Consider the following 25,706-nt stretch of genomic DNA (forward strand, 5'->3'; position numbering starts at 1 on the left):
AGTGAGGGAGCGTATTCGATGACCACACCGCAACAAGAACCGGAGTCAGTGCCGCAGTGGCAGACAAGGCTGCTGCTGACCATCGGACACCTGGCAGCCGAACGCGAGCGCATCTTCGAGGCCGGTTGGGAGGGTTTCGAGGACAACGACGGCCGTGGACCCGAAGCCGCCTGGGAACAGCACATGGTCGCCCTCGACGGGGAACGCGAACGCGTCGAGCAGACCGCGCTCACCGCCGGGATCGATCCGGGAGCGGTCGCCGACGCCGCCGCCCTGGGACGCGACCGGCCACGCCCACGCGTGGATGCCCCCACCCGGGAGCTGTCCTCACCCGCGCGCGACGACGCCGCCCGAGGTTTCTACCTCGACATGCTCTCGGTGGATCTGTGGCGGCTCGAACGCATGGCGGCGGTGACCGCCGAACGGGAGGACCGGATCGCCACCGGCCGCTACAGCTTCGGCCTCGACTCGCCGACCGGCGCGCGTTTCGCCGCGAACATGACGCTGTTCCATCAGCGCGCCGCCACGCTGGCCGCCGCCGCCGGAATCAGCCCCGCCGAGGCCGAGGAGCTGTGGGGCGCGGGCGCGGAGACGATGCGCCGCCAACACGCCCGACATCTGGCCGGACACACCGAACTCGACCTGATCCAGGAATGGCAGACCTACGCCCGCCCTACCGGGGAACCCGCGACCCCCGGCTACGTTCCCCACGACCCCGCCACCGGCATCCCCACCGCCACCGCGACCGCGGCCCCGCCGGGACCGCGGCAGATGATCGCCGCAGCCCAGACCTCGCTGCGCGCCCATTTCCTCGACACCGCGTTGGGCGCGGCCGGCACCGGGGGCGGGACCGAGATCACCACCGCGTTCGGCGCGCTGAGCGCCGCCGTCGACGACGCGCTGCCCGTCACCGGTGTCGCCGTCGACGACCTCGCCCCGCGCGTCGATCCCGGGATCGACGGCGCGCCGCCCGGGCCCTACGTCGGCTACGACCCCTGAACCGGTAACCGGCCACAGCCCGCCGTTCACGTCGATCCCGCGGTCACGGGTACTGACCGCCGGCATCGATCCCGCCTCGCCAGGGACAACGACCACCTCCTCCAGCCCAACCCGGAGGCCCGCGATGTCCGTCCCCCTCTCCCCGACCGACCCCGCCTACTACCACGACACCGACCCGCGCGAAGCGCGCCTCCGCGCTGACTTCACCCGCTCGCGCTACCTGCGCGAGATCGCGCCGTACGGCGAAACTCCTGACCAAGTAGTCGAATTCCGCTCCCAGGCCAACGGCTTGCGCACCCAGTGGATCCGATCCGAAGACCCGGCCGAGCGTCGACTGTGGTCCGAACTCGACGCGGCGACCCGACAATGGACCGACGACCCGGAAGCCACGCTCACGCAGTACTTCCGGCTGGCCGAGGCCGTCTCGGCCGGGCACGTGGCCGCCGAGGACCCGACCTGGCGCAACCTGCACCACACCGCGGTCATCACCGGCCGCATCGAACCCGCCGTCACCGGATCGATCCAGGACGCCGCACGCTCACGCCCGCACGACGAAACCCGTGCGGTCGCGGCCGACCCCACCAGCGTGCTCGACCGCGCCCTGGGCGGACGCGGCCCCGACATCGGCTCGATCACCGAGGTCGAGGAGATCATCGCCGCCGCCGACGCCCTGCTCGAAGCAGAGGAGCAGGTGGGTGACAGCGGCGCCGACCAGCCGCTCGCGCGCAGCAGCGCGCTGCGCCTGGTCCAGGACAGCACCGCCGAGCACGCCCGCACCTCGGAACGCTTCGCCGGGATCACCAGCCACGACCTGGACCTGATCGAGCGTCTGGACGAACTGCTCGGCCAGGCCCGCGACGCGCGTGCGGCCGCGTTCGATGCCGGTGCCACCTCGGAACAGATCCACACCGCCTACCTGTCCGGGCGCGACGGCACCTACTCCCACGACACCGCCACCGACGGTGCGCTGGCCCGCCCCGAGTCCGCGGTGGCCGTCGACGCCGCGGTGGCCGCCGCGATCGGTCCCGGGCCCGACAGCGCTGTCGCCGAACCACCTCCATTGGGGCCGGACCTCGACGCGGGTCCGCGTCCCGAGATCGGGGTGTCGTTGTGAAAACCGGTGCTGAACCTATTTATTCGTTCTATCGAGGAGTTCTCTGATGATCTCGACCCGGGAAACCCGTCGCCGCACCAAGGGCGGGCTCGGCGAGGAAACCACCCTGCTGCTGGTGGCGCTCGCGGTCCTGGTCGCGGTGCTGACCGCGTGGGCGGCGTTGGCGGTGGGCAGCTGGTGGGCCGGGCTGCCGGTCACCGGGCACCCCGCCGCGGCGATGGCCGGTGCGGTGATGGGCACGGTGGCGTGGCCGTGGCAGGCCACCGCGGTCGCGGTCGTGCTCTACGCCCTTGAGGCCGCCGCGCTGATCCTCGGGCGGCGCTGGTTGCGCTCGCCGAGCGAGATCGACGCCGCCGCGCGAACGATGCAGCGCCCCAGCGAGATCCGTATCGCGCGCGCGGTCGACAACGCCGCCGCCAACGACAGGTTGTTGGCCGACGCCCCGGAGACGGTGCGGGCGTTGAAGGGGCCGCCGTTGGGACGCACGGTGATCGGCGGGGTCGAGTTGTTCGTGCCGACCGAGCTCGGGGTCACGATCGCCGCCGGCACCCGCACCGGAAAGACGATGGCGTGGGCGATCCCGGCGGTGTTGGCGGCGTGGGGGCCGTGTCTGGCCACCAGCAACAAGCCGGACCTCTACCGCCACACCGCCCACGGCCGCGAACAGCGCGGTCGGCTGTGGCTCTCGGACCTGCAAGGCGTCACCGGTGCCCCGACCTGCGGGTTCTGGGTGAACCTGCTCACCCAGGTCACCGGCCTGCCCGCCGCCCGAAAACTCGCCGGGTTCTTCGTCTCGGCAGCGTCGGGATCAGCGTCTCAAGCCGCGAATGCCAAGGTCGACTCCTATTTCGACGGCGGGGCGCAAGAACTGCTCGCCTTGTACATGCTGGCCGCGGCATTGGCGGACGGGGATCTGCTGCACGTGGCCGAATGGCTCGGGCGTGATCAGGATCAGACCCCGGCGCTGATCCTGGACGCGCACGGTCAATCGCGCCCGGCCGATCGGATCCGGGAGTCCCAGGCCCTCTACGCCCGCCAGCGCGACGGCCTCTACGACATGGCGCGCCGGTTCCTCAATGTCGTGGCCGACGCCGACTACGCGCGCATGGTCACCCCGCCCGCCCGCAAGCACCTGCGGGTCCGCGAGAACGCCGAGCGCGGCGGTGACGGGGGAGCGGGGGTGGTGATCGAGGCCGAGACCCGGCCGCGCACCCATGATCTGCCGGAGTTCGATCCCCAGCGGTTCATCGACTCGAACGACACCCTCTACGCGCTGTCGATGGCCGGCCCGGACGGTGCGACACCGCTGACCAGCGCACTGGTCGGAGAAATCATCGAAGCCGCGCTGAGCGCGGCGCGGGCACGTCCGGACGGGCGCCTGGCGGTCCCGCTGCTCGGGGTCCTGGACGAGGCCGCCAACTGCGCCCGCATCTCCGAACTCCCCTCCTACTACACCTACGCCGGGGGCTGCGGAATCATCCTCATCACCATTCTCCAGGTCCTCGAGCAGGGCGAAGACCTCTGGGGCGCGAACGGGTTGAAGACGATGCGCGCTCAGTCCATCGAGGTCTACGGCGGCGGGATCGCCGCGGTGGACTACCTCCAGCACTGGTCGCAGATGGCCGGGCAACACGATGTCGCCGATCGCTCCCGCAGCCGCGGCGCGGGCGGCACCAACCGGACATTGTCGTGGCGGGCCGAACCGATCCTGGAAGTCGCCCCGCTGGCCGCGCTGCCCAAAGACCGCGCCCTGGTCCGGCTCCCCGGCCACGGGCCGGTCGTGGTCGCCAAGGTCTGGTGGCAGGACACCGAATACGCGCCGCTCATCGAGGAATCGTTGCGGCGCTTCGCCGGCAGCGCCACCGCGATCGAGACCGTGGCCCCCGGCGAGGGAGACCACGACACCGAGACCGAGGACCGGTGACCGGCGCGGCGCCCGCCGGCGGCGGGACAGGGGCGCGCGCGCAGGCGCAGGGTCCGGCGTATCCGGATTTCGTGTCCTTCGCGCAGACGTGGCTGCTGCCGGTCGTCAGTGTGCGTCTGTCGCGTGGCCAGCGGGAGAACACCTACACCTGGTGCGCGCGCTGGTGGGACCACCGACCCGTCGCGGTGCGGATCGCGCACCTGCACAACGCCTTCGAGACGCTGCGCGGCCCGGGCGCGAGCGGGTTCGTCACCGGCCACCTCGACCCGCACCTGCGGGTGATCCTCGACGCCGCCCAAGGCCCCCTGCACCGCTGCACACCCGCCGAACACGTCCCCACCCCGACCCTGCCGTTCGAACCGGTCCCCGCGGGATGGATCACCGAACCCGAACCCGAACCCGAACCCGAACCCGAACCCGAACCCGCACCCGAGGCCAAGGCCGAAGCGGGAGCAGAGGCCGTCGGCGAGGCCGGCTCCGCGAAGAAGCCCCCGCCGCCTCCGCGGTTTCGCCACTACGCGCTGTGGGTCCAGCAGTGGCTGCTGCCGGTGACCTCGGTGCGGATCGCCGCGCAGCAGCGTGAGGGCACCTACACCTGGTGCGTCCGCTGGTTCGAGCACCACGGGGTCGCTGTCCGCTTCGCGCTGATGCACGCGGCGTTCGAGGCAGCGGTCGTCTCCGCGGACAAGACCGCGATGTCGAATCTGTTCCTGCGCCAGATCGACCCGACGATGCGGGTGGTGCTCGACGCCGCCCACGGGCCACTGCACCGCTGCACACCCACCGAACACACGCACCTGCCCGGCCTGTCCGGCTCCCGGGTCCCGCGGCACTGGTTCGGCGCGGCGGGCGCGCGGACCCCGATCGAGCGTGCCGGGTTCGGCCCCGACTTCCGCGCGTTCGTCCCATCCCGTGACGAGGGAACACAGCCATGAGTTACCCCAACAACAGCCAGATCCGGGTGTTGGAGGCGTTGAGCCATCATCATCTGCGCGCCACCGACTTCCGCGAAAGCATCGACGACCTCGAGGGGCCGCCACCGGATTACTGGCAGCGGGCCCACCGCCGACACCTCGACGCCGCCACAGACCTGACCGAGTTCGCCCTCGCGGCCGGTATCCCCCGCACCTGGATCGACGAGGTCGCCGCCGACGCCCAGAAGCGCAACTTCTGGGTGCCGGGCTTTCCGCTTCCCCACGGGCGCACCGACTACGACCGGGTCCTGACCGACCTGACCAGCGACGTCACCCGCATCCAGGACTTCGAGGCCCTCGACGCCGCAGCCCGGCGTCTGCGTGCCCCCGACCCGCACCCCACACAACTGCGCGCCACCCTGGACGTGTTGTGGCGCCGCACCACCGGAGTCGCCAACGTCCTGGAACTCACCGACCGACAAGGCCGGATGATGTGGGGCCAAGCTGCGGACTGGGCGCGCTACGGGGTCGACGCACTGCACGAGGCGTCGCCCGAGCAGATCCTGGACCGCTGGGCACAGGCCGCGACCACCGACGTGGCCGCCCTGTCCCGCCAAACCGTCGTCCTGGCCACCGACGCCGCGATCGGGGTCGACCTCACCACCGCGTTGCCGCTACCCGATCGGGTGCGCGCCGCCATCGAAACCGAACTCGACCGCGCCGGATCACCGGTGCGGGGACCGTCCCCGACCCTGGACAGCGCCGTCCAGACCGCACTGGCCGGGCGCGGCGATACCGCACTGTTCAGCCATCCCGAGGCCGAGGCCGCCTGGCTCGACACCAGCGACCGCGCCGCCGCACCGGCGGAATTCTCCAGCCGCGACAACGGAGTCGAGGGATGAGCCCGGTCCCGATGCCCCAGCGGGTCCGCGAACTCCGCCCCACCGACGCCGAGGGCCTACGCGCAATCCACGGCCTGGCCGCCGACGCCGCCGCCCGCCACCACACACTCACCGACCCCGCACTGCCCCCACCCGAGCGTTTGGCGCTGCGCGAACAGATCGCCACCCTCGATCGCGGGCGCGCACTGGCCGAGATCACGCTGCGCGGCAACGGAGTACCCGCGATCTGGATCGACACCGCACGACGCCAGGGCGCCACCGGACAACCCTGGACCGGCGAGCAGATCCTGCCGCCGATACCCCGCGAGCGGATGCGGTCCAGCCCCCGCCGTGTCGCCGAGGACATCCACCTGCTCGCGGACATGGCCGCGGTGAGCGCGGTGCGCGACCATCTCTCACGAGAGGGCGTCCCCAACGATCCCGCTGCCGTGGACGCTGTCCAGTTCCGACGCAACGCGGATGCGGTCTGGCGCCGCGGCGCCCAGACCGCCCACGCGCTCGGACTCCGCGACAGCGACCACACACGCATCACCCGGCACGCCTCGATCGACCTCGAGCGGCGAATCCACCGCTACCTCGACCTGAGCCCCGCCGACATCGACGTGCTCTGGCACGCCCACACCCGCGCCGGGATCGCCGAGACCTACCGACGCTCGATCACCGCCAACGCCCCCTCCGGGTATCGCCTGACCACCACCCTCACCGGCCCCCCGGACCCGCAGTACTGGCTCGACCGCGCCCACACCACCGTCGCCGACGCCGTCGCAGGTCGCGACGCCGCGAACCCGGCGAGCGCGGACATCGACCGCGCCGCCGCGGCCGCACTGTGCACGGTCGAGGACACCCAGGCCCTCACCACACCGCAACCGCCCGTCCTCGAACCCGGGCCGCGCGCGATCGAGGCCGGGCCGGACCCATGACCCGGCCACCCGGCCGCCACGACCCCACCCGCCCCGCCACCCGGCGCGGACCCTCTCGTCCCGCCCGCCCGAACCCGATCCGCGACAACCGATCCCGGACCCGACCCCCACCAGGAGAACCGATGATCACCCGCGACCGCCTCACCCGTGAAGCCGACCTGCGCAGCATCGACCTCGGCGACCACCGCCTGACCTACCTGCCCGACGGGATCGCCCGCATCGAACCGCGCCTGTGGCTGCCCGACGCCGGCGAACACATCTGGGAACAACACGCCGACCTCATCGACGCCGACGGCTACCTCGCCGCCAGCGTCGGCGCCCTGCTCGTCGAATACGGAAACCGGGCCATGCTCATCGACGCCGGCTTCGGGCCGCTCGCGGTCCCCACCAACGTCGGACTGCTGCGCGGCGGACGACTGCTCGACAGCCTCACCGCCGCCGGACGACAGGTCTGCGACATCGAACTCGTCGCGTTGACCCACCTGCACATGGACCACCTCGGCTGGTTGTGGCAGTCCTACCCCGACACCACCACCAACATCTTCGCCGGAATCCCGATCCTGGTCGGCCACACCGAATGGCGCACCCCCGACCAGGCGATCGCCGACGGCACACCCCCGGAAGTCCTCGACCTGATCGCGGCACAGGTCCGCACCCTCGGCGACGGCGAATTCTTCCCCGGCGTCACCGCGATCGCCACCCCCGGCCACACCCTCGGCCACACCGCCTACCAGATCGCCAGTGGCCGAAAGCGACTACTGGCCTTCGGGGACGCCCTCACCACCCCCATCCAGATCAGCCACCCGCAGCTGACCAGCGCCGGCGACGACGCCCCCGACCAATCCCGCATCACCGCCCGATGGCTCATCGACCAACTCACCCACCCCGACGTCCTCGGCTTCGGCATCCACTTCGCCGACGTCCAATTCGGCCATGTCGACACCGTCGGCGGCACCCACCGCTGGCAGCCCCTCACATGACCCGCGACCTCAACACACCCATCACCCCGCATCACAACCAGAAAGAGAGCAATTCGATGACCGAACAGAGCACCAGCCCCGCCGCCCCCATCCCCGTCTCGCGCGTCACCGTTCGACCGGTGACCAGCGAGACCGAACTGCACGAGCACGTCCGCCGTTGGTCCGAGATGTCGGGCAGAGACCCCGAATACACCGACACGCTGATCGAGTTCCACCGCCAGGGCCTGCTCGGCACCGGACCCGAGACCCTGTCCGCCGCCTACGCCGGGCACGGCCTGCCCGCCGCCGCGGCCACCGCCACGATCGTGCTGCTCGCCGCGATGGACGGCGTTCCCGTCGGCGGGGTGATCACCGCGCCTCCGGTCGGCAAGGCCGTGCAGGCCATCGTGGACAGCGATGACTCGGACGCCGGACTGCCGGAGTTGCAACACACCACCGTCGTGCAGGTGCTCTCGGTCGACCCCGAACACCGGTACCGCGGAATCGGCACCGCCCTCATCCAGGCCGCCCTGTCCGCGGCCGCCGCGATGGGAGCCCGCGTCATCGTCGGGGACTTCCCCGACGACCCGGAACTGACCAGCTTCTTCCGCGGCGCCGGGCTGACGGTTCCCGTTCCCGGCCCGGGCGTCGACCGAACCAAACCCGCAGATCCAGACCTCGACGACGCACCCGAGAGCGGGTGGCGGGTCTTCACCCAGTCCCTCACCTGACCCACGAACGACACGTTTCCGGCCGGGGACGGACCCGTCCTCGGCCGGGACTACCTGTACCGCATCGCCTGTGCGGGCAGCCCTCGTCAATGCGGCTGCTCACGACCGTCGGCCCGGAAGAGGAACCATGATCGAAGACCACCCCACCCACGCCCGCTCCGCGACAGTGCCCCGACGTGTGGCCGTGCGCGCGATCGACAGCGAAGCCGAGATCCACCAACTCACCCGCTGGGCCGCGATGAGCGGGATCGGCGACCCCGATCACCTCGTGGAGGATCTGCTCGAACACCACGTCGACGGACTGCTCGGCCTCGATCCCGCCATTTCTCCCGCGGTCGTAAGCCGCACCCTCGACACCCACGGCGTTCCCGCCGCGGCGGCCACTCGCACCACCGCCCTGGTCGCCGTCGCCGATGGACGCATCGTTGGCGGGATCCTGTCCGGCCCCACCCTGTGGCTGCTCACCCGCGCCGTCGCTGCCGGACACGACCACCTGCTCCAAGCCCTGCTACGCACCACCGAGATCCAGGTCCTGGCGGTCGATGAACTCCACCGGCGCAACGGGATCGGCACCGCCTTGATCCGTGCCGCCGTCGCCGCCGCGCGAACCATGAGCACCCGCGTCCTCTACACCCGAATCCCCGACACGCCCGCGCATACCAATTTCGTCCGAGCGAGCGGACTCACCGTGCACCCACCCGGCGCCGAACTCGACCTTTACGAACTCGCCGGACTCGACCTGACCCTCACTCCCGCCCCCGCCGAGCGGATCTGCACCCTCCGCCTCCGATGAACGACCGCCGCCCGCCCATCGGCCCCTCGGACACCGGCAGCGGTGCACCGACACAGATGGCTCCCCCCGCCGCCGGCCGATCGCGGCGCCACCCTCGTCGACAGTGAAGGACCAACCCCGATGACGCTCTACGTCTACGTCGATCAATCAGGTCTCTGGATCGAGGGCAAGCGCCTGCAAGCCGTGCGCGCCGGACTCGCGCCGGATGCGCAGATCGCCCGGGAGCAGGATCGAATCGCCCCCTGGGCCTACAACTTCGGCCGGTTCTACGAATTGCTGTGCCCGCAGGGCGAGCGTGTCGGTCGGTCGATCGTGTTCGGTTCCACCCCGGTCGGCGACGACACTATCTGGACCAAGTTCCGAGAAGCCGACTTCGAGGTCCGGACCTTCCACCGCAATTCACACAATCAGGAGAAGCAGGTCGATATCGCCCTGAGCACCCTGATGATGGAGGACTCGTTCCTGCACATGAACCCCGACGCCGGCGACACCGCGGTCCTGGTCGCCGGCGACGCCGACTTCGTGCCCACCGTGCAATCCCTGCGCCGACGCGACCTGGCGGTACGGGTGGTCTTCTGGGCCCACGGAATCAGCCGAGAACTGCGCAAAGCGGCCACGGAAATCGTCGATCTCGAACCTCATTTCGACCACCTGACCCACGGTGACGATCGCTACCCATACCAGAGCCGTGCGCGTCGCCTGACCGGTTCGGATGCGCCGCGAAGTCACCGTACGGCGTGAATCAGCGCGGTATCGGCCACTGCACACAGCAGACAAATCGAGGTCCTGCACGTGTGGAGCTGGGGTGTCCGGACGAGATGGAGTTCGATCGCGCCGGAGGGTCCGGATCCTGAGCGCTGGTCGATTCGGCCGTGGACTGGTGATCTGGTGCCAAAGGTGGTCGTGTAGCTGGAAGCGCGTTCGGCTCCCGAGGTTCTTGCCGATTGTTGCCACAACCGTTCGGATTGGGTGGGTACGGTTCGGGTGAGTCGAAGGGCTGTGGGGTAGCGATGACTGATTCGATCTGGCTTCGGCGTGGGTCGGCGGCCGAGTCCGCGAGAGTGGTGGGCACTGTGGTGCGGGAGTACAGGTTGGGTGCCCGATTGAGTCAGTCGGCAGTCGCTGAGGCCGTGGGAGTGTCGCAGCAGTTCCTCAGCCAGCTCGAGATGGGCAGGCGGAACGCGACGCTGGAGCAACGGTTCGCGCTGGCGAATGTTCTGGGTGTGCCTCCCGAGGACCTGGGGCTGGCGACCCGCCAACCGGCGGGAGCGGGATCGGTTCTGTCGGCTGCTGTGGCGACGAGCCGTGGACGGTGGAGGGTGCAACGGCACTGGCTGAACTCGCACAGGGCGGATCTGGGCAGGGTGGCAGCCGAGCTGTACGAACCGCAGTCCCGGGTCGATCGCACGTCATTGATCGCGGCCGAGGGATGGATTGCGGATCAACCGATCGACTTGGATTCGCTCGAGTTGCGCCTGTCGGAGGGGCGGCGACCGGCGGTAGTCGACGGCACCGGGTCTGCCACCGAGGCGTTGCGCCCTTGGCGGACGGACACCGAGCGGTTCGAGAGCTATTCGGCTGCCATCCGGCATCTGGATCGGCCGCGTCTGTTCGACTCCAGACCGAGCTACCGACTTCTCAGCGGAGATCCGCGGGGCAGGGTGCTGGAGTTCGGTCTGGCGGAGTACTTCGACAAGGTCGACTTGTGCGAAGCGGTCGCACACGAGTTGGCGGCGGAATGCATGGAGCGCGGGCTTCGGGGGTCGGACGTTCGGGGACGGTTGCGTTTCCGATCCGAGGTGGGCGATCCGTTCGACGCGCGCCGGCGGGCGTTGATACCGGCGGTGACGACGTTGACGATCCGGTTGCGACGCCATCCCGAGCCCGCGTCGTTCCTGCTGCACTGGCGTGATCCGGCGCGGGTTGTCACCGCGTCGGGCATGTACGACGTGATCCCGGCGGGTGAATTCCAGCCGTCGAGTATCGCTCTGTGGGACCGACGCAATGACTTCTCGCTGTGGCGCAACATCGTTCGTGAGTACTCCGAAGAACTCCTCGGTCAGCCCGAGCACGATGGCAGTCGCGCGATCGACTACGAGTCGTGGCCGCTGTATCAAGCACTCGGGGAGGCCCGCCAGCAGGGCAAGGTCACCGCGCACGTGCTGGGACTGGGGTTGGACGCGTTGAGTCTGGCGGCGACGATCTTGACGGTCGTGGTCATCGACGACGATGTGTTCGAGGACATCTTCGGCGCCACCGTGCGGTTCAACGACGAGGGCGAGGTCGTGGCGATCGGCGACGGGCGCGCCGCCGACGGTGTGCCGTTCACCCGGGAGGCTGTGGACCGACTGCTCGACACCGAACCGGTCGCCGCGCCGGGCGCGGCATGTCTGTGGCTGGCGTGGCAGCATCGACACACCTTGATCGACTGAACAGTTCGGGAGACGACCTATGGGCGCGAACACCGGCACGCTGAGCCCGAGCGAGCAGCGATGGGTGCAGACACGAACCTATCTCCGGGAGAATCGGCGACAGCTCGATCTCGCCGCCGCCGCGGAGTTCCCCGAACTCGACCGGGCAGCCGGTACCGCGTTGCTGACCCGTCCGCAGTGGATGCCGGCGCGCGCCGTGCCGCTGGAGCATATCAGGCTGGAATTGACGGTTGCCCCTTCGTCCTCGCCGACTCCCCGCAGCGCGGCGCTGCCGCAACGGGCCTCGGGGGCGATGTACAGCGACTACGCCGAGGTGGTGGGCGAGATCGCGGCTCCTGCGGTGTTCGAGAACAGGCGCACCTATCGGCTGCTGGAGGCGGACCTGGCCGGGCACAGCCCACGCATGAGGTTCACGACGGGGCGCTATTTCGACAGCGTCAACATCGGTGAAGCCGCGGCCCATGAGTTCGCCGACCGTATCCAGGGCCGCGCGACGACATCGGGGGTGCGCGAGGCGGTCACCGACCCGTGCGACCCGACACAGCGGGCGATCAACCTCGCCATCAGCACGATGACCATTCGACGAGACCCCGCCTCCGGCGCGAGCGAGTTCCTGCTGCACTGGCGAGACCCTCGCAAGGTCGGGCACGCGGGCGGGCTGTATCAGGTGGTTCCGGTGGGGATCTTCCAGCCCTCCGGCAACGCCGACTGGAACCTGGACAACGACTTCTCGTTGTGGCACAACATTGTTCGTGAGTTCGCCGAAGAACTCTGCGGAGTCGAGGAGGACCACGGCAGCGAGCGCGCGCCGATCGACTACGCCACCTGGGATTTCGCCGCGCAGCTCACGCAAGGCCGCAGCGACGGCACCGTGAGAGCGTACTGCCTCGGACTCGGAGTGGACCCGCTCACCTTCGCCACCGATCTGCTCACCGCCGTGGTCATCGACGCGCCGCTGTTCGATTCCGTGTTCGCGCGCGTGATCGACAGCAACGCCGAAGGTCGAGTCCTTCAGTGGCAGCCCTTCACAACCGCGCACATCCGGGCCCTGGCCGGCGGTCACCCGATGCAGGCCGCCGGCGCCGCCACGGTGGAACTGGCACTCGGGCTGACGGCCTGACCGGTTCACCACTCGGTGTTGTACAACCCGGTGTTGTTGGCGTGACACCGTTCACGGCGGCGACGCTGAACAGGTGAAACTCTCCACGACACCGAGCCGGGTGGTGGTCACCGGCGCGGGCGGATTCGTCGGCTCGAACCTCGTCGACGCATTGTTGCTTCGCGGCTGTGATGTCGTCGGCATCGATAGCCGTGACCTCGCGGACCCGATCGTCGCGAGCAATCTGGGCGCGGCGTCATCGAACGGTCGGTTCTCGTGGCACCACCGTGACCTGCTGGATGCCGGTCTGGACGCAGCGCTCGACTCGGCCGATATCGTGTTTCATCTGGCCGCCGTCGCTGGAGTGCGGGATTCATGGGGCAGTCACCGATTCAGTGAATACGTCAGGGCCAACATACTGGCGACCCAACGGGTTATCGACGCCTGCGAGCACACCGGCGTGCGACGCCTCGTGGTCGCGTCGTCATCGAGCGTCTACGGCGAAACACGCTGGGCCAGTAAAGAGTCGGACGTGCTCGCACCCGCTTCGCCGTACGGGGTGAGCAAACTCGCTGCCGAGCAGCTGTGCCTTGCTCACGCCCGCCGCCGAGACACCGCGCTGACCGTTGTCGCGTTGCGCTACTTCACTGTCTTCGGGCCGCGTCAACGCGCCGGCATGGGCATCAATCAAGCGCTGCTGAGCGCGCTGTCCGGCAGCACGATGCCGCTCTACGGCGACGGGGAACAGCGTCGCGAGTTCACCTTCATCGACGACATCGTCACCGCCACCATCGCCGCCGCACATGTCGACGTGGAATCGGCGGTCGTCAACGTCGGCGGCGGCGCGAACCCCTCGATGCGCGAAGTCCTGAACCTCGCCAGTTCACTCACCGGCGCTCCGGTGCCGGTGAGCCAACAGGCTCCGCGCGCCGGCGACGTCGGATCGACCAGCGCCGACCTGACCGCTGCCCGACACCTGCTGGGATACCGGCCCACCGTCGGACTCGAAGAAGGCATGGCCCGCCAACTTGCATGGCTCACCGAACTGTCGCCCCCGCTGCGACAAAACCTTCTCTGCCACAACCTCACGGGGAGTAACCGATGATCGACATCACGGCCGGATCCGCCAACGAACTGTTCGCACTCGCCTGCCACGCACTGCTGAACACCGGAACCAAGGTCAGCCCGCGGTCGATGCCCACCATCGAAACGATGGGCGCGCACCTGCACCTGACCGACCCGCGGCGACGGCTGGTCGACCTGGCACCCACCCGGGTGATCAATCCGGCGTTCGCGGTCGCCGAGACGATGTGGATCCTGTCCGGCTCCGATGACCCATGGATCTTCGACTACAACCGAAACCTTCTGCGCTACACCGACGACGGTCGCCTGCAAGGAGCCTACGGTCCACGAATGCGCCGATGGGGCGGCCGCATCGATCAACTCGCTGGTGTCCGCGACATCCTGACCCGCGACCGGGACTCACGCCAGGCCGTGATCCAGCTCTACGACCCGGCCCGCGACACCCGTGGGCACCGGGACGTGCCGTGCACGTTGAACTACCGGTTCTTCGTCCGGGAGAACCGGCTCGACATGCACACCACGATGCGCAGCCAGGATCTGTGGCTGGGATTCCCCTACGACGTGTTCGCTGCCACGACGCTGCACGAGCTGATGGCGGGATGGCTGGGCGTCGAGTTGGGGGACTACCACCATCACCTCGACTCGCTGCACCTCTACGACAGCCACCTCGCACTGGCACGGACCGTCGACCAGCACAGTTCGGCGTCGGCGGCGATGGAACCGATCCACGTCGAATGGGACCGATTCGACGCTGTCCTCGACGATGTCGTACGAGGCAGGCCCCCAAGCACCCACTGCCCGGTTTGGGAGGAGTTCTCGGCCGTCATGGACAGCTACGCCCGATGGAGAGCCGGAGACCGCCCCGGCGCGATCGCGCGCGCCGGCGTGGTGCCGAACGTTCTCGGCGCTGCCCTCGAGCGCTGGTACGAACGCCTCTCGTTCTCCGTCGAGGCGGACATGGCGATCGGAGTTCCACAGTGATCGGCCGCACCCGCCCGGCCTGGCTCGACAGGCACGTGACACTGGGACTGTGCGCCTACACCCACGATTCGGCCGCGGGACTGATCGTGGACGGTGAACTCGTCGGATTCGTCGAGGAAGAGCGGCTGAGCGGGATCAAGCACACCCGCGACTACCCGCGACAGGCCGTGGACTGGCTGCTGGACAGCCAGCAGATGCAGCCCGGGGACGTCACCGACGTCTGCTACAACTTCCAACCGCAGCGCTACCTCGACAGCCTGCGCCAACTCCCCGAACAGCTACGGTCGCAACCGACACGCGCCCGCGCCGCGGCACGCGCGGGCAGTTTCGTGCGGGTCGCCGCCCGCACCCGCTCCCGGCTCCATCGCCTCGGCGCGCGTTTTCCTCGAGCGCGGGTTCATGCGATCCGCCATCACCGCGCGCACGGGCTGTACGCGTTCGCCTCCTCCGGCTACGACGAGGCCGCGGTGCTGGTGGTGGACAGTCTCGGAGAGGTCGAGACCACCACGATCGGGCACGCGCGCCGCGATCCGGCTTCGTTGCGGATTATCGACTCGGTCGCGGACCCGGCGTCGCTGGGTTATGTGTACGGGGCGGTCACCGAGCACCTGGGCTGGCGGCGCGGGGACGAGGAAGGCACCGTCATGGCCTTGGCCGCGCTCGGCGACCCGGACCGCTTCGCCGAGGTCTTCGCTCAGGCGATACCGGTCACCGATGACGGATTCGCCGTCGACTCCGCCTGGTTCCCGCTACGCGTCCTGTCCAGCCGATCGCTCCGCATCGGTCTGAGGTTCGTCGCCGCGACGTGCCCGCCGCGAGCTGCGGGCGAGCCCATCGATCAGGCCCACCGCGACCTGGCCGCAGCACTGCAACAACGCACCGAGCAGGTCATGGTGGCCCTGGCCGTACGCGCCCGCGCGCTGACCGGCTCTCGTCTGCTGTGCCTGGGCGGTGGGGTAGCGGCCAACTGCGTGGCCGCGGCCAAGATCGTCGAGACCGGACTGTTCGACGAAGTCCACATACCTCCCGCACCAGGGGACTCCGGCACCGCGATCGGCGCCGCCGTCGAGACCGAGCTGGCTCGTACCGGCACACTGCCCACAGGGATCGGACAACGCTGCTACCTGGGCCCCGACTATCCCGCCCTGGAACTGCCGCTCACACCGCGACCTGGACTACGAGCGGAATCAGTCAAGGACCCGGCCCGGCTGGTCGCCGAACAGCTCGCCGCCGGGCGCGTCGTGGGGATCTTCCACGGCCGCGTCGAGGCAGGGCCGCGCGCGCTGGGCAATCGATCCATCCTCGCCTCACCCCTGCACCCCGAGGTCGTCGACCGGCTCAACGCGACCGTGAAGTACCGCGAACCGTTCAGACCGTTCGCGCCCGTCGTCCTGGCCGGCGAGGCCGAGAAGTACTTCACTCTCACCCAGCCGGCTCCGTTCATGTCGTTCGCCTCGGGGGTGACCGACCTGGCGCGAGCCGCGGTGGGGGCGATCGTGCACGCCAACGACACCGCGCGCCTCCAGACCGTCGACGCACGAGCCAACCCGTTGTTGAGCGCGATCTTGACCGAATTCGCCTCGCTCACCGGGGTTCCGGTACTCATCAACACCTCCCTCAACGTCAAAGGCTCCCCGATCTGCGGAACACCGGAGATGGCGTTGGACTGTCTGCTCGGCAGTGGACTGGACGCGCTGATGATGCAGGGCTGGTGGGTGACAAAATGCTGATCGGCTACAGCTTCTGGGGCTTCCTCGGCCCCGGCATCACCGACACCCCCGACGGTGGACGCAGCCACCGCGCGACCCTCGTCGACGGTTTGCTGCGACGTGGACACGACGTGGTGTTCCTGCAAGTCGACCGCGACCGCCTCGAAGCCGGACACGACCTCACCGATACCTACCGTTGGGACTCCGGTTTCCCGCAGATCGACGTGCTGTTCCTCGAATGGCGCTGGCCGATCTCCGGCCGCAACACCACCGACTGCGGCACCGCCGGGCACACCTGCGACCTGCACCGCCAAGCCGAGCTGCTCGCGCACTACACTGACCGCGGTGTCCGCACGATCGTCTGGGACAAAGACCGGCGGCTGCCTGCCGAGCACCCGCTGCGCACCGCGCGACACGTCGTGATCTGCGAAGCGGCGCTGTATCCGAGCCACGGCTCGACGCGACTGCTGTTCCCGGTCGATGACAGCGTGCTCGACGCCGTCGATCCGACCGCTCTGGCCCGCGGCGATCGTGACCTGGACCTGGTCTACGTCGGTAACCAATACGATCGCGACGACGCCTTCAGCACCTATTTCCTGCCCGCCGCACGAGTTCATCCCCGCCATCTCGTCGCCGGAAAATGGACCGACACCACCGCCTGGCCGCGTGTCCGGTTCGTTGGCCGGGTCGGTTTCACCGAGGTCGAGCTCCTGCACCGTCGGGCGGTGAGCACCATCCTGTTGCTGCCCGAGCGCTACGCCGCCGTCGGCCAGATGACCCAGCGGATCATCGAAGCCGTCACGACCGGGTGCCTGCCCCTGACCCCTACCAACATTCGTGGGGCAGGAACGTTCGTTCCGAAACCACTGCTGATCAGCAGTGGAGAGGAGACCGCGGGCCGCGTCGCGGTGATGCGCGGGCTCTACGGACGTGCTCGGCACGTCGAATTGCTCGCCGACTGCGTCGCACGGCTCGAGCCGTTCAGACTGTCGCGACAACTCGACGTCCTGGACATGATCCTGGAATCGGACCGACACGCCTCGACGGTGACGGCATGACGGACACGCCCACCGGCGACGGACCGAGGCCGATAGGGTCTGCGCGCATGGACAGGATCGCGATTCTCGGCTGCGGCGGCTCGGGCAAGACCTTCCTCGCCAATCAGCTCGCCGAACTGCTGACGCTACCGTTGACCCACCTCGATGCCGTCTACTACGACGCCGACTGGAACCCGCTGCCCACCGACGAGTTCGCCGCCCGCCAACGCGAACTCACCGCCGCCCCCCGGTGGCTGCTGGAAGGCAACTACGCCGCCACGCTGCCGATCCGCCTCGCGGCCGCCGACACCGTCATATTCCTCGACCTGCCTGCCACGACATGCCTGCTCGGCATCGCGCAGCGACGCTGGCGATACCGGGGCGGCCAGCACGAACGCGACGGCGTCTACGACCGGATCACCTTGGGATTCCTGCGCTACATCTGGAGCTACCGCAAAACCATGCGTCCGCGCGTCACCCAGCTGCTCATCGAACACGGCACCGGCACTCAACTGATCACCCTGACCAGCCGCCGCGCCACGGCGCGCTTCCTGCGAGCGCTGCGCGATCAACACACCACGCGACACTGACACGCCAGTGGGGAGGCACCCCTCTTGTCCGAGCCCGCGAACCCGTTCACCGACCCGACCCTCATCGCCGGAGACCTCTACGGCGCACCCATCCGACTGCAACAGCGAACACAAAGCCTGCACACCGCGAAGATCGCGGGCGCATCCGCTGCGGACACCATCATCGAACTCGCCACCGCAACGACACGACGCCCCCAGGTCGTCTGCGATATCGGCTGTGGCCGCGGCACGACGACCCGCCGGCTGGCCACCGACCTGCGCCCACGCTTGCTGGTCGCCCTCGACCAGTCCGCAGCCCTGCTCGCCGTCACAGCGCAGCGGGTCCGCGCCGACGGGTACCCCGTGACACCGGTCCGCGCCGACTTCCACGCCTTGCCCTTTCCGGATTCGTCCCTCGATCTGGTCATAGCAGCGTTCTGCCTCTACCACTCGACACGACCTCACATCCCCATCGCCGAGATCGCACGTTGCCTACACCCGGACGGCCGCGCGATCTTGGTGACCAAATCGGCCGACAGCTACCACGAACTCGACGACCTGCTCGCCGAAACCGGGATCGACCCGCACGCCACCACCCGGCCCGGCCTGTACGAGACCTTCCACAGCACCACCGCGGCACCGATCACCGCCCCGCTACTGCCGATCATCGACATCGTCGAACAACGCCATGAATTCCGGTTCGCTGGCCTCGCCCAGGTAGCCGAATATCTGGTCACCTCACCCAAATACGTCCTTCCCCCACCTCTGGCGACAACGGCCGCGCTCGCTGCCGCGCTCCGCCGGCGCGTACCCGACAACACGGTCCACACCAGCTCAACCCTGACATACGTGGTGGCCGGGCCGAGATGAAAGCGATCTACGTCAAGGATTATCCCGACCCCCGGCGCGCGACGGCGGCCGTCGCACACCACCGATGGCTGGCCGGCCTGGGCGCAGCTCGGCTGCCCGAACTCCTCGATACCCGCACACATCAACTGGTCTTCGAGCACCTCGGAACCCGCTACCCCGGCCCGGGCGACCTGATCGGCCTCGCCGACACCCTCGGGCGCACACACGCCGCAGCCGCACGCGGCGACCTCGCCCGAGCCCGCCTGGACACACCACTGATCCTGAACACCCTCACCATCGCGGACTTCCACACCCCACGATCCGGACTGCTCACCCCCCGCGAAGCCAACATCGAGCCGCGACCTGTCGCGTTCTACAAAGACAGCAACATCCGCAACTTCGTGCTGACCGAGGACGGCCCCGCGCTGCTCGACTTCGACGACCTCACCCTCGCACCCTTCGGCTACGACCTGGCCAAACTCATCGTCAGCACCGCCATGACCTTCGGACGACTTCCGACCGAGGACATCACCGCCGCGCTGGCCGCCTACAACACCGCGACCGGCGTGGAGCACACCATCGAGGCTCTACGCAGCCACTGTCGGACTCATCACCGTCTGACCGCGCGCTACATCCACCGCAACGGTTACCAACACAGTTGGGCCGACGTGGGCTGTCGGCCGGACTCCGAGAGCGACTGATCCCGCAACCGGGATATCCGGCGGCGCCCGAAACCAGCCGCCCATCACTGTCGATATCGCCACGGGAGGCGATCACACCATGACCATGATCAGCGAACTGCTCATCGCACGACACGGCGAAGCCGAATGCAACATCCACGGAATAGTCGGCGGAGAACGCGGCTGCACCGGACTCACCGCCCGCGGACGATTCCAGAGCGAACTCCTCGCACGTCGACTACTCGCCGAGCACACCAACGAGCCGTTCGACGTCGTCTACACCACACCTCGAAGGCGCGTAGTCGAAACAGCACGAATCATCACCTCGGCACTCGAGGTCGAGCCCATCATCGACCCCGAACTCCGCGGAATCGACCACGGTAGCGCCGACGGAACCAGCTGGCGGGCAGTCAAAGACAGCTTCGGCGGACCACCCCAATTCCATCCTCAGCGATCCTACGCCACCGGCGGAGAATCCTGGGAGCAGTACCTCCAGCGCGTGACCAACGCCCTGGACCGCATCCTCGCCGGCCACCCGGAACACCGAATCCTCGTCCTGGCCCACGGCGAAACCATCGAAGCAGCCAACACACACCTGCTCGGCCTGCCCGCCGGCACCAGTCGACACCTCCGATTCACCACCACGCACACCGGCCTGACGCGATGGCAACACCACCTCAACCGACTCGGGCAGGCAACCTGGACGCTGGCCACACACAACGACACCACCCACCTCGCGCCGGTGACACCGTGAACGCCGACGACCGACAGTTTTCCGACCTGTGTGTCCGAAACATGTTGTACGACAGCTTTATTCAACACAGACGATTCGACGGTCGTAGAACCATCGTGGTGCGCGCGACGACGCAACACGGGGACTTCGTCGTCAAACGGCACCGCGACATCGCACGGCACCACACCGAAGTTCGCGCCTATCAACGATGGGCTCCCGCGATGAACGGTCGCGCACCAACTCTGGTGGCCCACATCCACGACCCTCCGACCATCGTCGTCACCGTGGCACCGGGAACCCCGCTGGCCCACCAAGCCCTCCGCCTCGACGAGCAATACCGCGCCTATCGGCAGGCCGGGGAATTGTTGAGCCGATGGCACAACGCGGCCGCGACCACCGAACCGGTCGCCATCACCGAATGGCTCGCCGAACGCGGAGAACAGTGGATCCACGCCGCCAGAGCGCTCCTGCCCGACAGCCACCTACGTCGCACCCGAGCTCACCTGCGGCGATTGGCCGCCCTCGGTCCCTTGCCCACTACGCCCTGTCACCTCGACTTCGCGCCGCACAACCTGCTCCACCACCCCGATCATGGGCTGCATCTCATCGACTTCGAGCACGCTCGCTTCGACCTTCCCGGCCGCGACCTCGTCCGCCTGCACGACCGCCACTGGCGCACGCGCCCGGACCTACGAGCCGCATTCCTCGACGCCTACGGCCCTCTCACCGACACAGACCATCAGGTCATCGAACACACCACTGCCCTGGATCGGCTCACCCGCGCCGTCCGAGCCGCAGGCATCCCACCGCCAACACTCCGCCGCCCGCTACCAGGAACGCCATGAAACCCGAAACCGAAATCCTCGTCCTGGGAGCCGGATACGTCGGCCTCACCACCGCGGTCTGCCTCGCCTGGCTCGGTCACCGTGTCACCTGCTACGACCACGACCCCGACCTCATCGCCGACCTCACAGCCGGGGAATCCCCACTCGATGAACCCGACCTGGCCCGCATGCTTGGAGAATCCCTCGCGTCCTCGAAGCTGCACTTCACCGACCACCTCACCACAGTCCACAAAGCACGATTCACAATGATGTGCCTGCCCACCCCGCCACGCGAAGACGGCTCGGCAGACCTCACCGCCATCGACACCACCACCCGACAATTGCGGAACGAGTTCGCCGCCGACAGTATCCTGATCATCAGGTCCACCGTTCCCATCGGCACAAACCACCATGTCCGCCAACTACTCGACCGCGACGACGTGGCAGTCGTATCCAACCCGGAATTCCTCCGCGAAGGGCACGCGATCTACGACTTCCTGCACCCCACTCGAATCGTTCTCGGCAGCGACGACCGCAATGCCGCCCAACAGGTCCAGGCATTGTTCGAATCCATCAAAACCGAAATCATCGCCACAACACCTACCACCGCCGAATTCGCGAAGTACTCCGCCAACGCCTACCTCGCCACACGACTGTCCTACGTCAATGCCCTTGCCCGACTCGCCGACTCACTCAACGCCGACATCGACGACGCCACCCGGATACTCGGCGCCGACCCCCGCATCGGATCCGAGTACCTGAGTCCCGGGCCGGGCTGGGGCGGCCCGTGCCTGCCCAAGGACATACGAGCCCTGGCGGTGCAATCACGTCACGCGGGCGTAGAGTTCGCGCTCCTGGACGCGGCAATCGCCGACAACCTCAACCATCAGCACTACATCGTCGACCGGATACGCAACCAACTCCACGGGCTGACCGACCGGCGAATCGGAGTCCTCGGGCTGACCTTCAAATCCGGAACATGCGATCGCCGAGAATCACCCGCGGAAACGATAGCGCGACTACTCGCCAGCGAAGGCGCGATCCTGCTCGCTCATGACCCAACAGTCACCCCCGACACCAGCCGCCCGAACTTCCCCCAGTCTGTCGAAACCCCCTACGACGCCGCACTCGGATCGGACGCGATACTGGTCCTGACCGAATGGAATCAATACAACTGGCTCGACTGGCACCGAATCGCTACGAACATGAACGGAAGGCTCATATTCGACGCGCGAGGGTACATCGATCGAACGGCGGTGCGGTCGGCCCGACTGTGCTACGTAGGTATCGGACGCCCTAGTTCGGCCGGAGATCGAATGACAAATGGCGGTGACCTTGCTGGCTCGGAACAACATCAGCACTGACGGCCATCAACTCTCGCGCTCCGAGCTCGGCGCATTGCAAGTCCACCGTCGACGTATCCCGCCCCAAGTCCGATGACCAACCTATCAGTCAAGGGATCACGGGCCCGGTGCGACCGATCCGGCTCCGGCGCGCAGCGAGGACCTTCATACCGACGTCGAAACTTCGAGGATCCCGCTCTTGCGTGACCGGAGCTCTGCCGGTCCTGCTTGTCAGTACCCACCTCTCCTGTCGGCTCAGTTAGCTTCCGGGCGGCGCGCTCATCGGTGCACCTCGTATTCGATCGGCCATCGGCCGCGGGATTTGATCAGCAGCGCGTCGTCGATGTCCACGGTGGTTTCGGTGCCGTCGGTTTTCCTGATGAGGACCACGCCGTCGCTGCCTGCGGCGGCGACGATTCGCGCGCCGACCTCGATCAGTTGGCCGGCGGCTTGATGGTCGGGCATCACGCTCGCGCGCTTGCGGACCCCTGCGGCCGCGGCCTCGGCGAGGTGGATGGTGATGTAGGTGTTGGGCAGTGCCTCGAACAGGATCCGGCCGTCGCGCTTGTTGACCTGGTGGAGGCTGTGCGCCGCCCAGAACGTGAGGTTGATCAGGCGGTTCATCGGCGGCGTGGCGAGCTCGTGCTTGTATCGCAGGTGCGCGCGCGGCCATTGGAGCCACCACGGACGCCCGTCGCGGCTCTGGTGGGCCATCGGCAGGCTGAGACGTTCGCCCGGGTCGAGGATTTGCACACCGAGTGTTCGGAGCTGGCGGACTGCTCTGTCCGGCAGGGGCTCGGGCCTCACCAGGAACGCCCAGCTCGCGCCAGCGAACTGGGCGGTGCCCGATGGTGCCAGTACCGCCGTCTGGTCTTCGAGCCGGTCGTACACCCACCCGGCAAACGCCCAGGGCACCAGGACCGCGGTGACGGATTCATCGGCGACCAGCTCCGGGATGCCGTCCTCGCCGAGGGTCGCCGGCACCTGCCGTGCCCTGTACGCGTCGACCCAGTCCTGGACCGTGGCAAGGGACTCGGGCTCATCCCACGCGCGTTCGTTCTTGCCCTCGAGCACGGCGCGAGCGATCGCGCCGGTAGGACACCGGTGGGCTCCGTGGTTGCGCATCAACTCGCGTGCTTTGTGGTGCCCGACCCACCACGGATGTGTGTCGCAGGTGTCGTCGTCGTCCGAGCTGCCCATCACGACCACCCGCTGTCGAGCGGTTGCGCCGAGGTATGTTCGGGTCGACTGGTTCTCGGGGTCCCCGCGAGGGGATTCCACAGAGGATGCGGGGTCGGTGTCCCGTCGCGCAGGGTGGTGAGCACCCAGTCGAGGAAGGGGGGATAGTCCACCGAGCGCGACAGTCGTGCGGTGTGGCCGGGTCCCGGCCGCATCCGCCCGTCGGGTTCCAGACCGAATTCGCCGGGTTCGAAGGCGACGAAGTCGCCGCGCATGGCGGCGAAGGTCAGCGGATCGTGGAGCATGCTCGCGGGGTGGAATCGTTGCATCCATTGATCGAGGTGGTCGAGGATCAGTCGCGCCCACGGCTTGTGTGAGGCCGTGAGCATCCGGTAGATCGGGCTTTGCGTGTCGACGGCCATGACTGGGGTGAAGGTGTGATCGGCCAGCACCAGGGTCAGGTCTTGTGCTCGCGTCACGACGTCGTGGACGGCCTGGGGGTCGAGTCGGAAGTTGTGCTCGGCCCGATCGGGGCGCCACTCCAGCGCCCCGCCCATCTGCCAGATCCGCATCCTGTGTGCCATTCCCAGCGGTTCGTCATGTGCCGCATCGCTTTTCAGCAGGCTGGCCAGGTCGGTGAGGGGGCCGATTCCGAGCCAACGCAGCGGTGCGGTCGGATGCCACTCACACAGCCCACGGACCACGTCGTAGAGGGGTAATCCCCGCCGGAGAGGTTCACCGGGAACGAGTCCGTCGGCGGCCCAGTACTTGCTGTGCCCGTGCGTGGCGCCCGCCGCCACCAGAACGTCCTCGCGCCCCATCAGGTCGAGCAGGTGGCGCGCCAAGGTGGAACGGCGACCGTCGGGGAGTTCGTCGGCGGTGACGACAAGTTGCAGGTTCGGTTCGGTCATCGCGGCCAACGCCAGCGTGATCGCGTCGTCGGGGTCCCCGCCGATGTCGGTGGAGATGATGAGCGGGGCATCCTCGAGGGGTACCGGAGTCCTCGGATTCACATCTTCTGCTTTCTTCTGTGGCGGGTCATGGTTGTTTTGTGGTGGTCACGGCGGCGTAGAGCAGCGATGGGTCGCTCGGCGCTGGTGCCCACCCTCGGTCGTGTTCGTCTTGTGCCCATGGGTCTTCGGGCGGGTGCCATTGATGGGGGTGAGTCAGTCCGGGCGGTAGCGGGTCGGTGCCGTGCAGCAGTTCGGCGATCTCGTCGCGGGTGCGCACACGCAGGGCAAGACCGGCGGTCACGAAGGTTTTTTCGATGGTCGTGGCAGTGTCCGGGGCGGCGCTCAGGTGGGTGAACAGCAGATACGATCCCGGCGGTAGCGTCTCCAGCACGGTGCGCAGGTAGTGACGCGGGTCGGGAATCCGTTCCAGGACGAGCAGTTCCAGGCACACCAGTAGCGGTGCGGAGCCGTCGGCGAAGGCTTCGATCGCGGCCGACACCGGTGCCGGTGCGGTGGGGTCCGCGGTCGCGATGGTGACGCCCGGTCCCTCCAGCAGTGCTCGTGCGTGGCTGAGTAGCAGCGGGGAGGAGTCCAGATACAACGTCTCCGCTTCCGGACGGATGGTTCCGACGAGTCGGTGCAGGTCTACTTCGTGCGGTGGCTTTCGGTGGATCTGGTCGTGATCACAGAAGCCGATCGGGAAGCGCAGGCCGACACTGACGACTCGCTCAATCGGTGTCCTGGCAAGCGCGGTGGTGACGGCGCGCGCGAGGAACACCCGCCCGGAGCGCACGGCTGGGCGCAGGCCGGGCACGTCGCGGTCCAGTAGCTCGACCAACTCCCGGTCGACGCGGTAATTGTCCTTGTTCGCGCACAGGTGGTCGAGAACTCGCTCGCAGGCGGGCTTGTCGGATCTGGGATCCGAGGGCACATCGCACTCGGCGAATTCGTCGGCGGCGTGGTCGTCGGTGTCGGTCAC

Annotated in this window: 25 protein-coding genes and 1 pseudogene; 23 read left to right on the plus strand and 3 right to left on the minus strand. The window is 68.3% G+C overall.

Translation table 11 applies throughout. The features are described 5' to 3' along the window. Window positions 1-18 precede the first annotated feature (18 nt). The 23 genes and pseudogenes from ON30_RS33200 to ON30_RS33305 all read left to right on the plus strand — a co-directional run bounded on the left by ON30_RS33200 (window position 19) and on the right by ON30_RS33305 (window position 22,616). Complete coding sequence (locus ON30_RS33200) at window positions 19-999, plus strand: hypothetical protein (RefSeq protein ID WP_157184046.1); 981 nt, start codon at window positions 19-21, stop codon at window positions 997-999. A 124-nt stretch (window positions 1,000-1,123) separates the two neighbouring features. Next, entirely contained in the window at window positions 1,124-2,113 is a 990-nt protein-coding gene (locus ON30_RS33205) for a hypothetical protein (protein WP_040714186.1), read from the plus strand. 46 nt (window positions 2,114-2,159) lie between these two features. After that, complete coding sequence (locus ON30_RS41905) at window positions 2,160-4,037, plus strand: type IV secretory system conjugative DNA transfer family protein (protein ID WP_051030342.1); 1,878 nt, start codon at window positions 2,160-2,162, stop codon at window positions 4,035-4,037. Then, window positions 4,034-4,972, plus strand: coding sequence for a DUF4913 domain-containing protein (locus ON30_RS36775; RefSeq protein ID WP_051030343.1), 939 nt, complete (start codon window positions 4,034-4,036; stop codon window positions 4,970-4,972). Before ON30_RS41905 ends, ON30_RS36775 begins: the two co-directional genes overlap by 4 nt. After that, on the plus strand, window positions 4,969-5,853 hold the full coding sequence (locus tag ON30_RS33220; protein ID WP_040714188.1) for a hypothetical protein: 885 nt from the start codon (window positions 4,969-4,971) through the stop codon (window positions 5,851-5,853). Before ON30_RS36775 ends, ON30_RS33220 begins: the two co-directional genes overlap by 4 nt. Then, window positions 5,850-6,773: a hypothetical protein gene (locus tag ON30_RS33225; RefSeq protein WP_040714190.1), complete on the plus strand. Its 924-nt coding sequence runs from the start codon at window positions 5,850-5,852 to the stop codon at window positions 6,771-6,773. The genes ON30_RS33220 and ON30_RS33225 overlap by 4 nt, the downstream gene beginning before the upstream one ends. A gap of 122 nt (window positions 6,774-6,895) precedes the next feature. After that, window positions 6,896-7,753, plus strand: coding sequence for an MBL fold metallo-hydrolase (locus ON30_RS33230; RefSeq protein WP_051030344.1), 858 nt, complete (start codon window positions 6,896-6,898; stop codon window positions 7,751-7,753). A gap of 56 nt (window positions 7,754-7,809) precedes the next feature. Beyond that, complete coding sequence (locus tag ON30_RS33235) at window positions 7,810-8,463, plus strand: GNAT family N-acetyltransferase (protein WP_157184047.1); 654 nt, start codon at window positions 7,810-7,812, stop codon at window positions 8,461-8,463. 127 nt (window positions 8,464-8,590) lie between these two features. Next, entirely contained in the window at window positions 8,591-9,256 is a 666-nt protein-coding gene (locus ON30_RS33240) for a GNAT family N-acetyltransferase (protein WP_040714194.1), read from the plus strand. Window positions 9,257-9,376: 120 nt separating this feature from the next. Next, window positions 9,377-9,997 (plus strand): NYN domain-containing protein, encoded by a 621-nt coding sequence (locus tag ON30_RS33245; RefSeq protein WP_051030345.1) that lies wholly within the window; start codon window positions 9,377-9,379, stop codon window positions 9,995-9,997. Window positions 9,998-10,266: 269 nt separating this feature from the next. Beyond that, window positions 10,267-10,485, plus strand: a pseudogene (locus ON30_RS42475) (helix-turn-helix transcriptional regulator); the annotation flags it as partial. Between the two features lie 135 nt (window positions 10,486-10,620). Continuing rightward, on the plus strand, window positions 10,621-11,688 hold the full coding sequence (locus tag ON30_RS33250; protein WP_245554329.1) for a hypothetical protein: 1,068 nt from the start codon (window positions 10,621-10,623) through the stop codon (window positions 11,686-11,688). Between the two features lie 19 nt (window positions 11,689-11,707). Next, window positions 11,708-12,808: a hypothetical protein gene (locus tag ON30_RS33255; RefSeq protein WP_040714198.1), complete on the plus strand. Its 1,101-nt coding sequence runs from the start codon at window positions 11,708-11,710 to the stop codon at window positions 12,806-12,808. Window positions 12,809-12,881: 73 nt separating this feature from the next. After that, on the plus strand, window positions 12,882-13,892 hold the full coding sequence (locus ON30_RS33260; protein WP_063720001.1) for an NAD-dependent epimerase/dehydratase family protein: 1,011 nt from the start codon (window positions 12,882-12,884) through the stop codon (window positions 13,890-13,892). After that, window positions 13,889-14,851, plus strand: coding sequence for a thymidylate synthase (locus ON30_RS33265; protein ID WP_040714200.1), 963 nt, complete (start codon window positions 13,889-13,891; stop codon window positions 14,849-14,851). Before ON30_RS33260 ends, ON30_RS33265 begins: the two co-directional genes overlap by 4 nt. Continuing rightward, window positions 14,848-16,581 (plus strand): carbamoyltransferase family protein, encoded by a 1,734-nt coding sequence (locus tag ON30_RS33270; protein WP_169334975.1) that lies wholly within the window; start codon window positions 14,848-14,850, stop codon window positions 16,579-16,581. The genes ON30_RS33265 and ON30_RS33270 overlap by 4 nt, the downstream gene beginning before the upstream one ends. Continuing rightward, window positions 16,563-17,618 carry a CgeB family protein gene (locus ON30_RS33275; protein ID WP_085999456.1) on the plus strand — a complete coding sequence of 352 codons (1,056 nt, stop codon included), beginning with the start codon at window positions 16,563-16,565 and terminating at the stop codon, window positions 17,616-17,618. Before ON30_RS33270 ends, ON30_RS33275 begins: the two co-directional genes overlap by 19 nt. Before the next feature lie 47 nt (window positions 17,619-17,665). Further along, window positions 17,666-18,187 carry a P-loop NTPase family protein gene (locus ON30_RS33280; protein ID WP_040714202.1) on the plus strand — a complete coding sequence of 174 codons (522 nt, stop codon included), beginning with the start codon at window positions 17,666-17,668 and terminating at the stop codon, window positions 18,185-18,187. A gap of 24 nt (window positions 18,188-18,211) precedes the next feature. After that, the gene (locus ON30_RS33285; protein WP_040714204.1) at window positions 18,212-19,036 is read left to right on the plus strand and encodes a class I SAM-dependent methyltransferase; all 825 of its coding nucleotides are present in this window, start codon (window positions 18,212-18,214) and stop codon (window positions 19,034-19,036) included. After that, window positions 19,033-19,716 carry a phosphotransferase gene (locus ON30_RS33290; protein WP_051030346.1) on the plus strand — a complete coding sequence of 228 codons (684 nt, stop codon included), beginning with the start codon at window positions 19,033-19,035 and terminating at the stop codon, window positions 19,714-19,716. The genes ON30_RS33285 and ON30_RS33290 overlap by 4 nt, the downstream gene beginning before the upstream one ends. 79 nt (window positions 19,717-19,795) lie before the next feature. Then, the gene (locus tag ON30_RS33295; protein WP_040714206.1) at window positions 19,796-20,449 is read left to right on the plus strand and encodes a histidine phosphatase family protein; all 654 of its coding nucleotides are present in this window, start codon (window positions 19,796-19,798) and stop codon (window positions 20,447-20,449) included. A 98-nt stretch (window positions 20,450-20,547) separates the two neighbouring features. Continuing rightward, window positions 20,548-21,273: a phosphotransferase enzyme family protein gene (locus ON30_RS33300; protein ID WP_157184049.1), complete on the plus strand. Its 726-nt coding sequence runs from the start codon at window positions 20,548-20,550 to the stop codon at window positions 21,271-21,273. Then, window positions 21,270-22,616 (plus strand): UDP-glucose dehydrogenase family protein, encoded by a 1,347-nt coding sequence (locus ON30_RS33305; RefSeq protein ID WP_040714207.1) that lies wholly within the window; start codon window positions 21,270-21,272, stop codon window positions 22,614-22,616. Before ON30_RS33300 ends, ON30_RS33305 begins: the two co-directional genes overlap by 4 nt. A gap of 258 nt (window positions 22,617-22,874) precedes the next feature. On the opposite strand, the gene ON30_RS33310 is transcribed toward ON30_RS33305, so the two are convergent. From ON30_RS33310 to ON30_RS33320, 3 genes are read right to left on the minus strand one after another with little or no spacing between them, the layout of a single operon-like run. After that, the gene (locus tag ON30_RS33310; RefSeq protein WP_157184050.1) at window positions 22,875-23,795 is read right to left on the minus strand and encodes a hypothetical protein; all 921 of its coding nucleotides are present in this window, start codon (window positions 23,793-23,795) and stop codon (window positions 22,875-22,877) included. Further along, window positions 23,795-24,787 carry a nucleoside hydrolase gene (locus ON30_RS33315; protein ID WP_051030348.1) on the minus strand — a complete coding sequence of 331 codons (993 nt, stop codon included), beginning with the start codon at window positions 24,785-24,787 and terminating at the stop codon, window positions 23,795-23,797. Before ON30_RS33315 ends, ON30_RS33310 begins: the two co-directional genes overlap by 1 nt. A 25-nt stretch (window positions 24,788-24,812) precedes the next feature. After that, on the minus strand, window positions 24,813-25,706 hold the full coding sequence (locus ON30_RS33320) for an SAM-dependent methyltransferase (RefSeq protein WP_040714209.1): 894 nt from the start codon (window positions 25,704-25,706) through the stop codon (window positions 24,813-24,815).

The sequence above is a fragment of the Nocardia takedensis NBRC 100417 genome, assembly GCF_000308695.1.
GTDB lineage: Bacteria > Actinomycetota > Actinomycetes > Mycobacteriales > Mycobacteriaceae > Nocardia > Nocardia takedensis.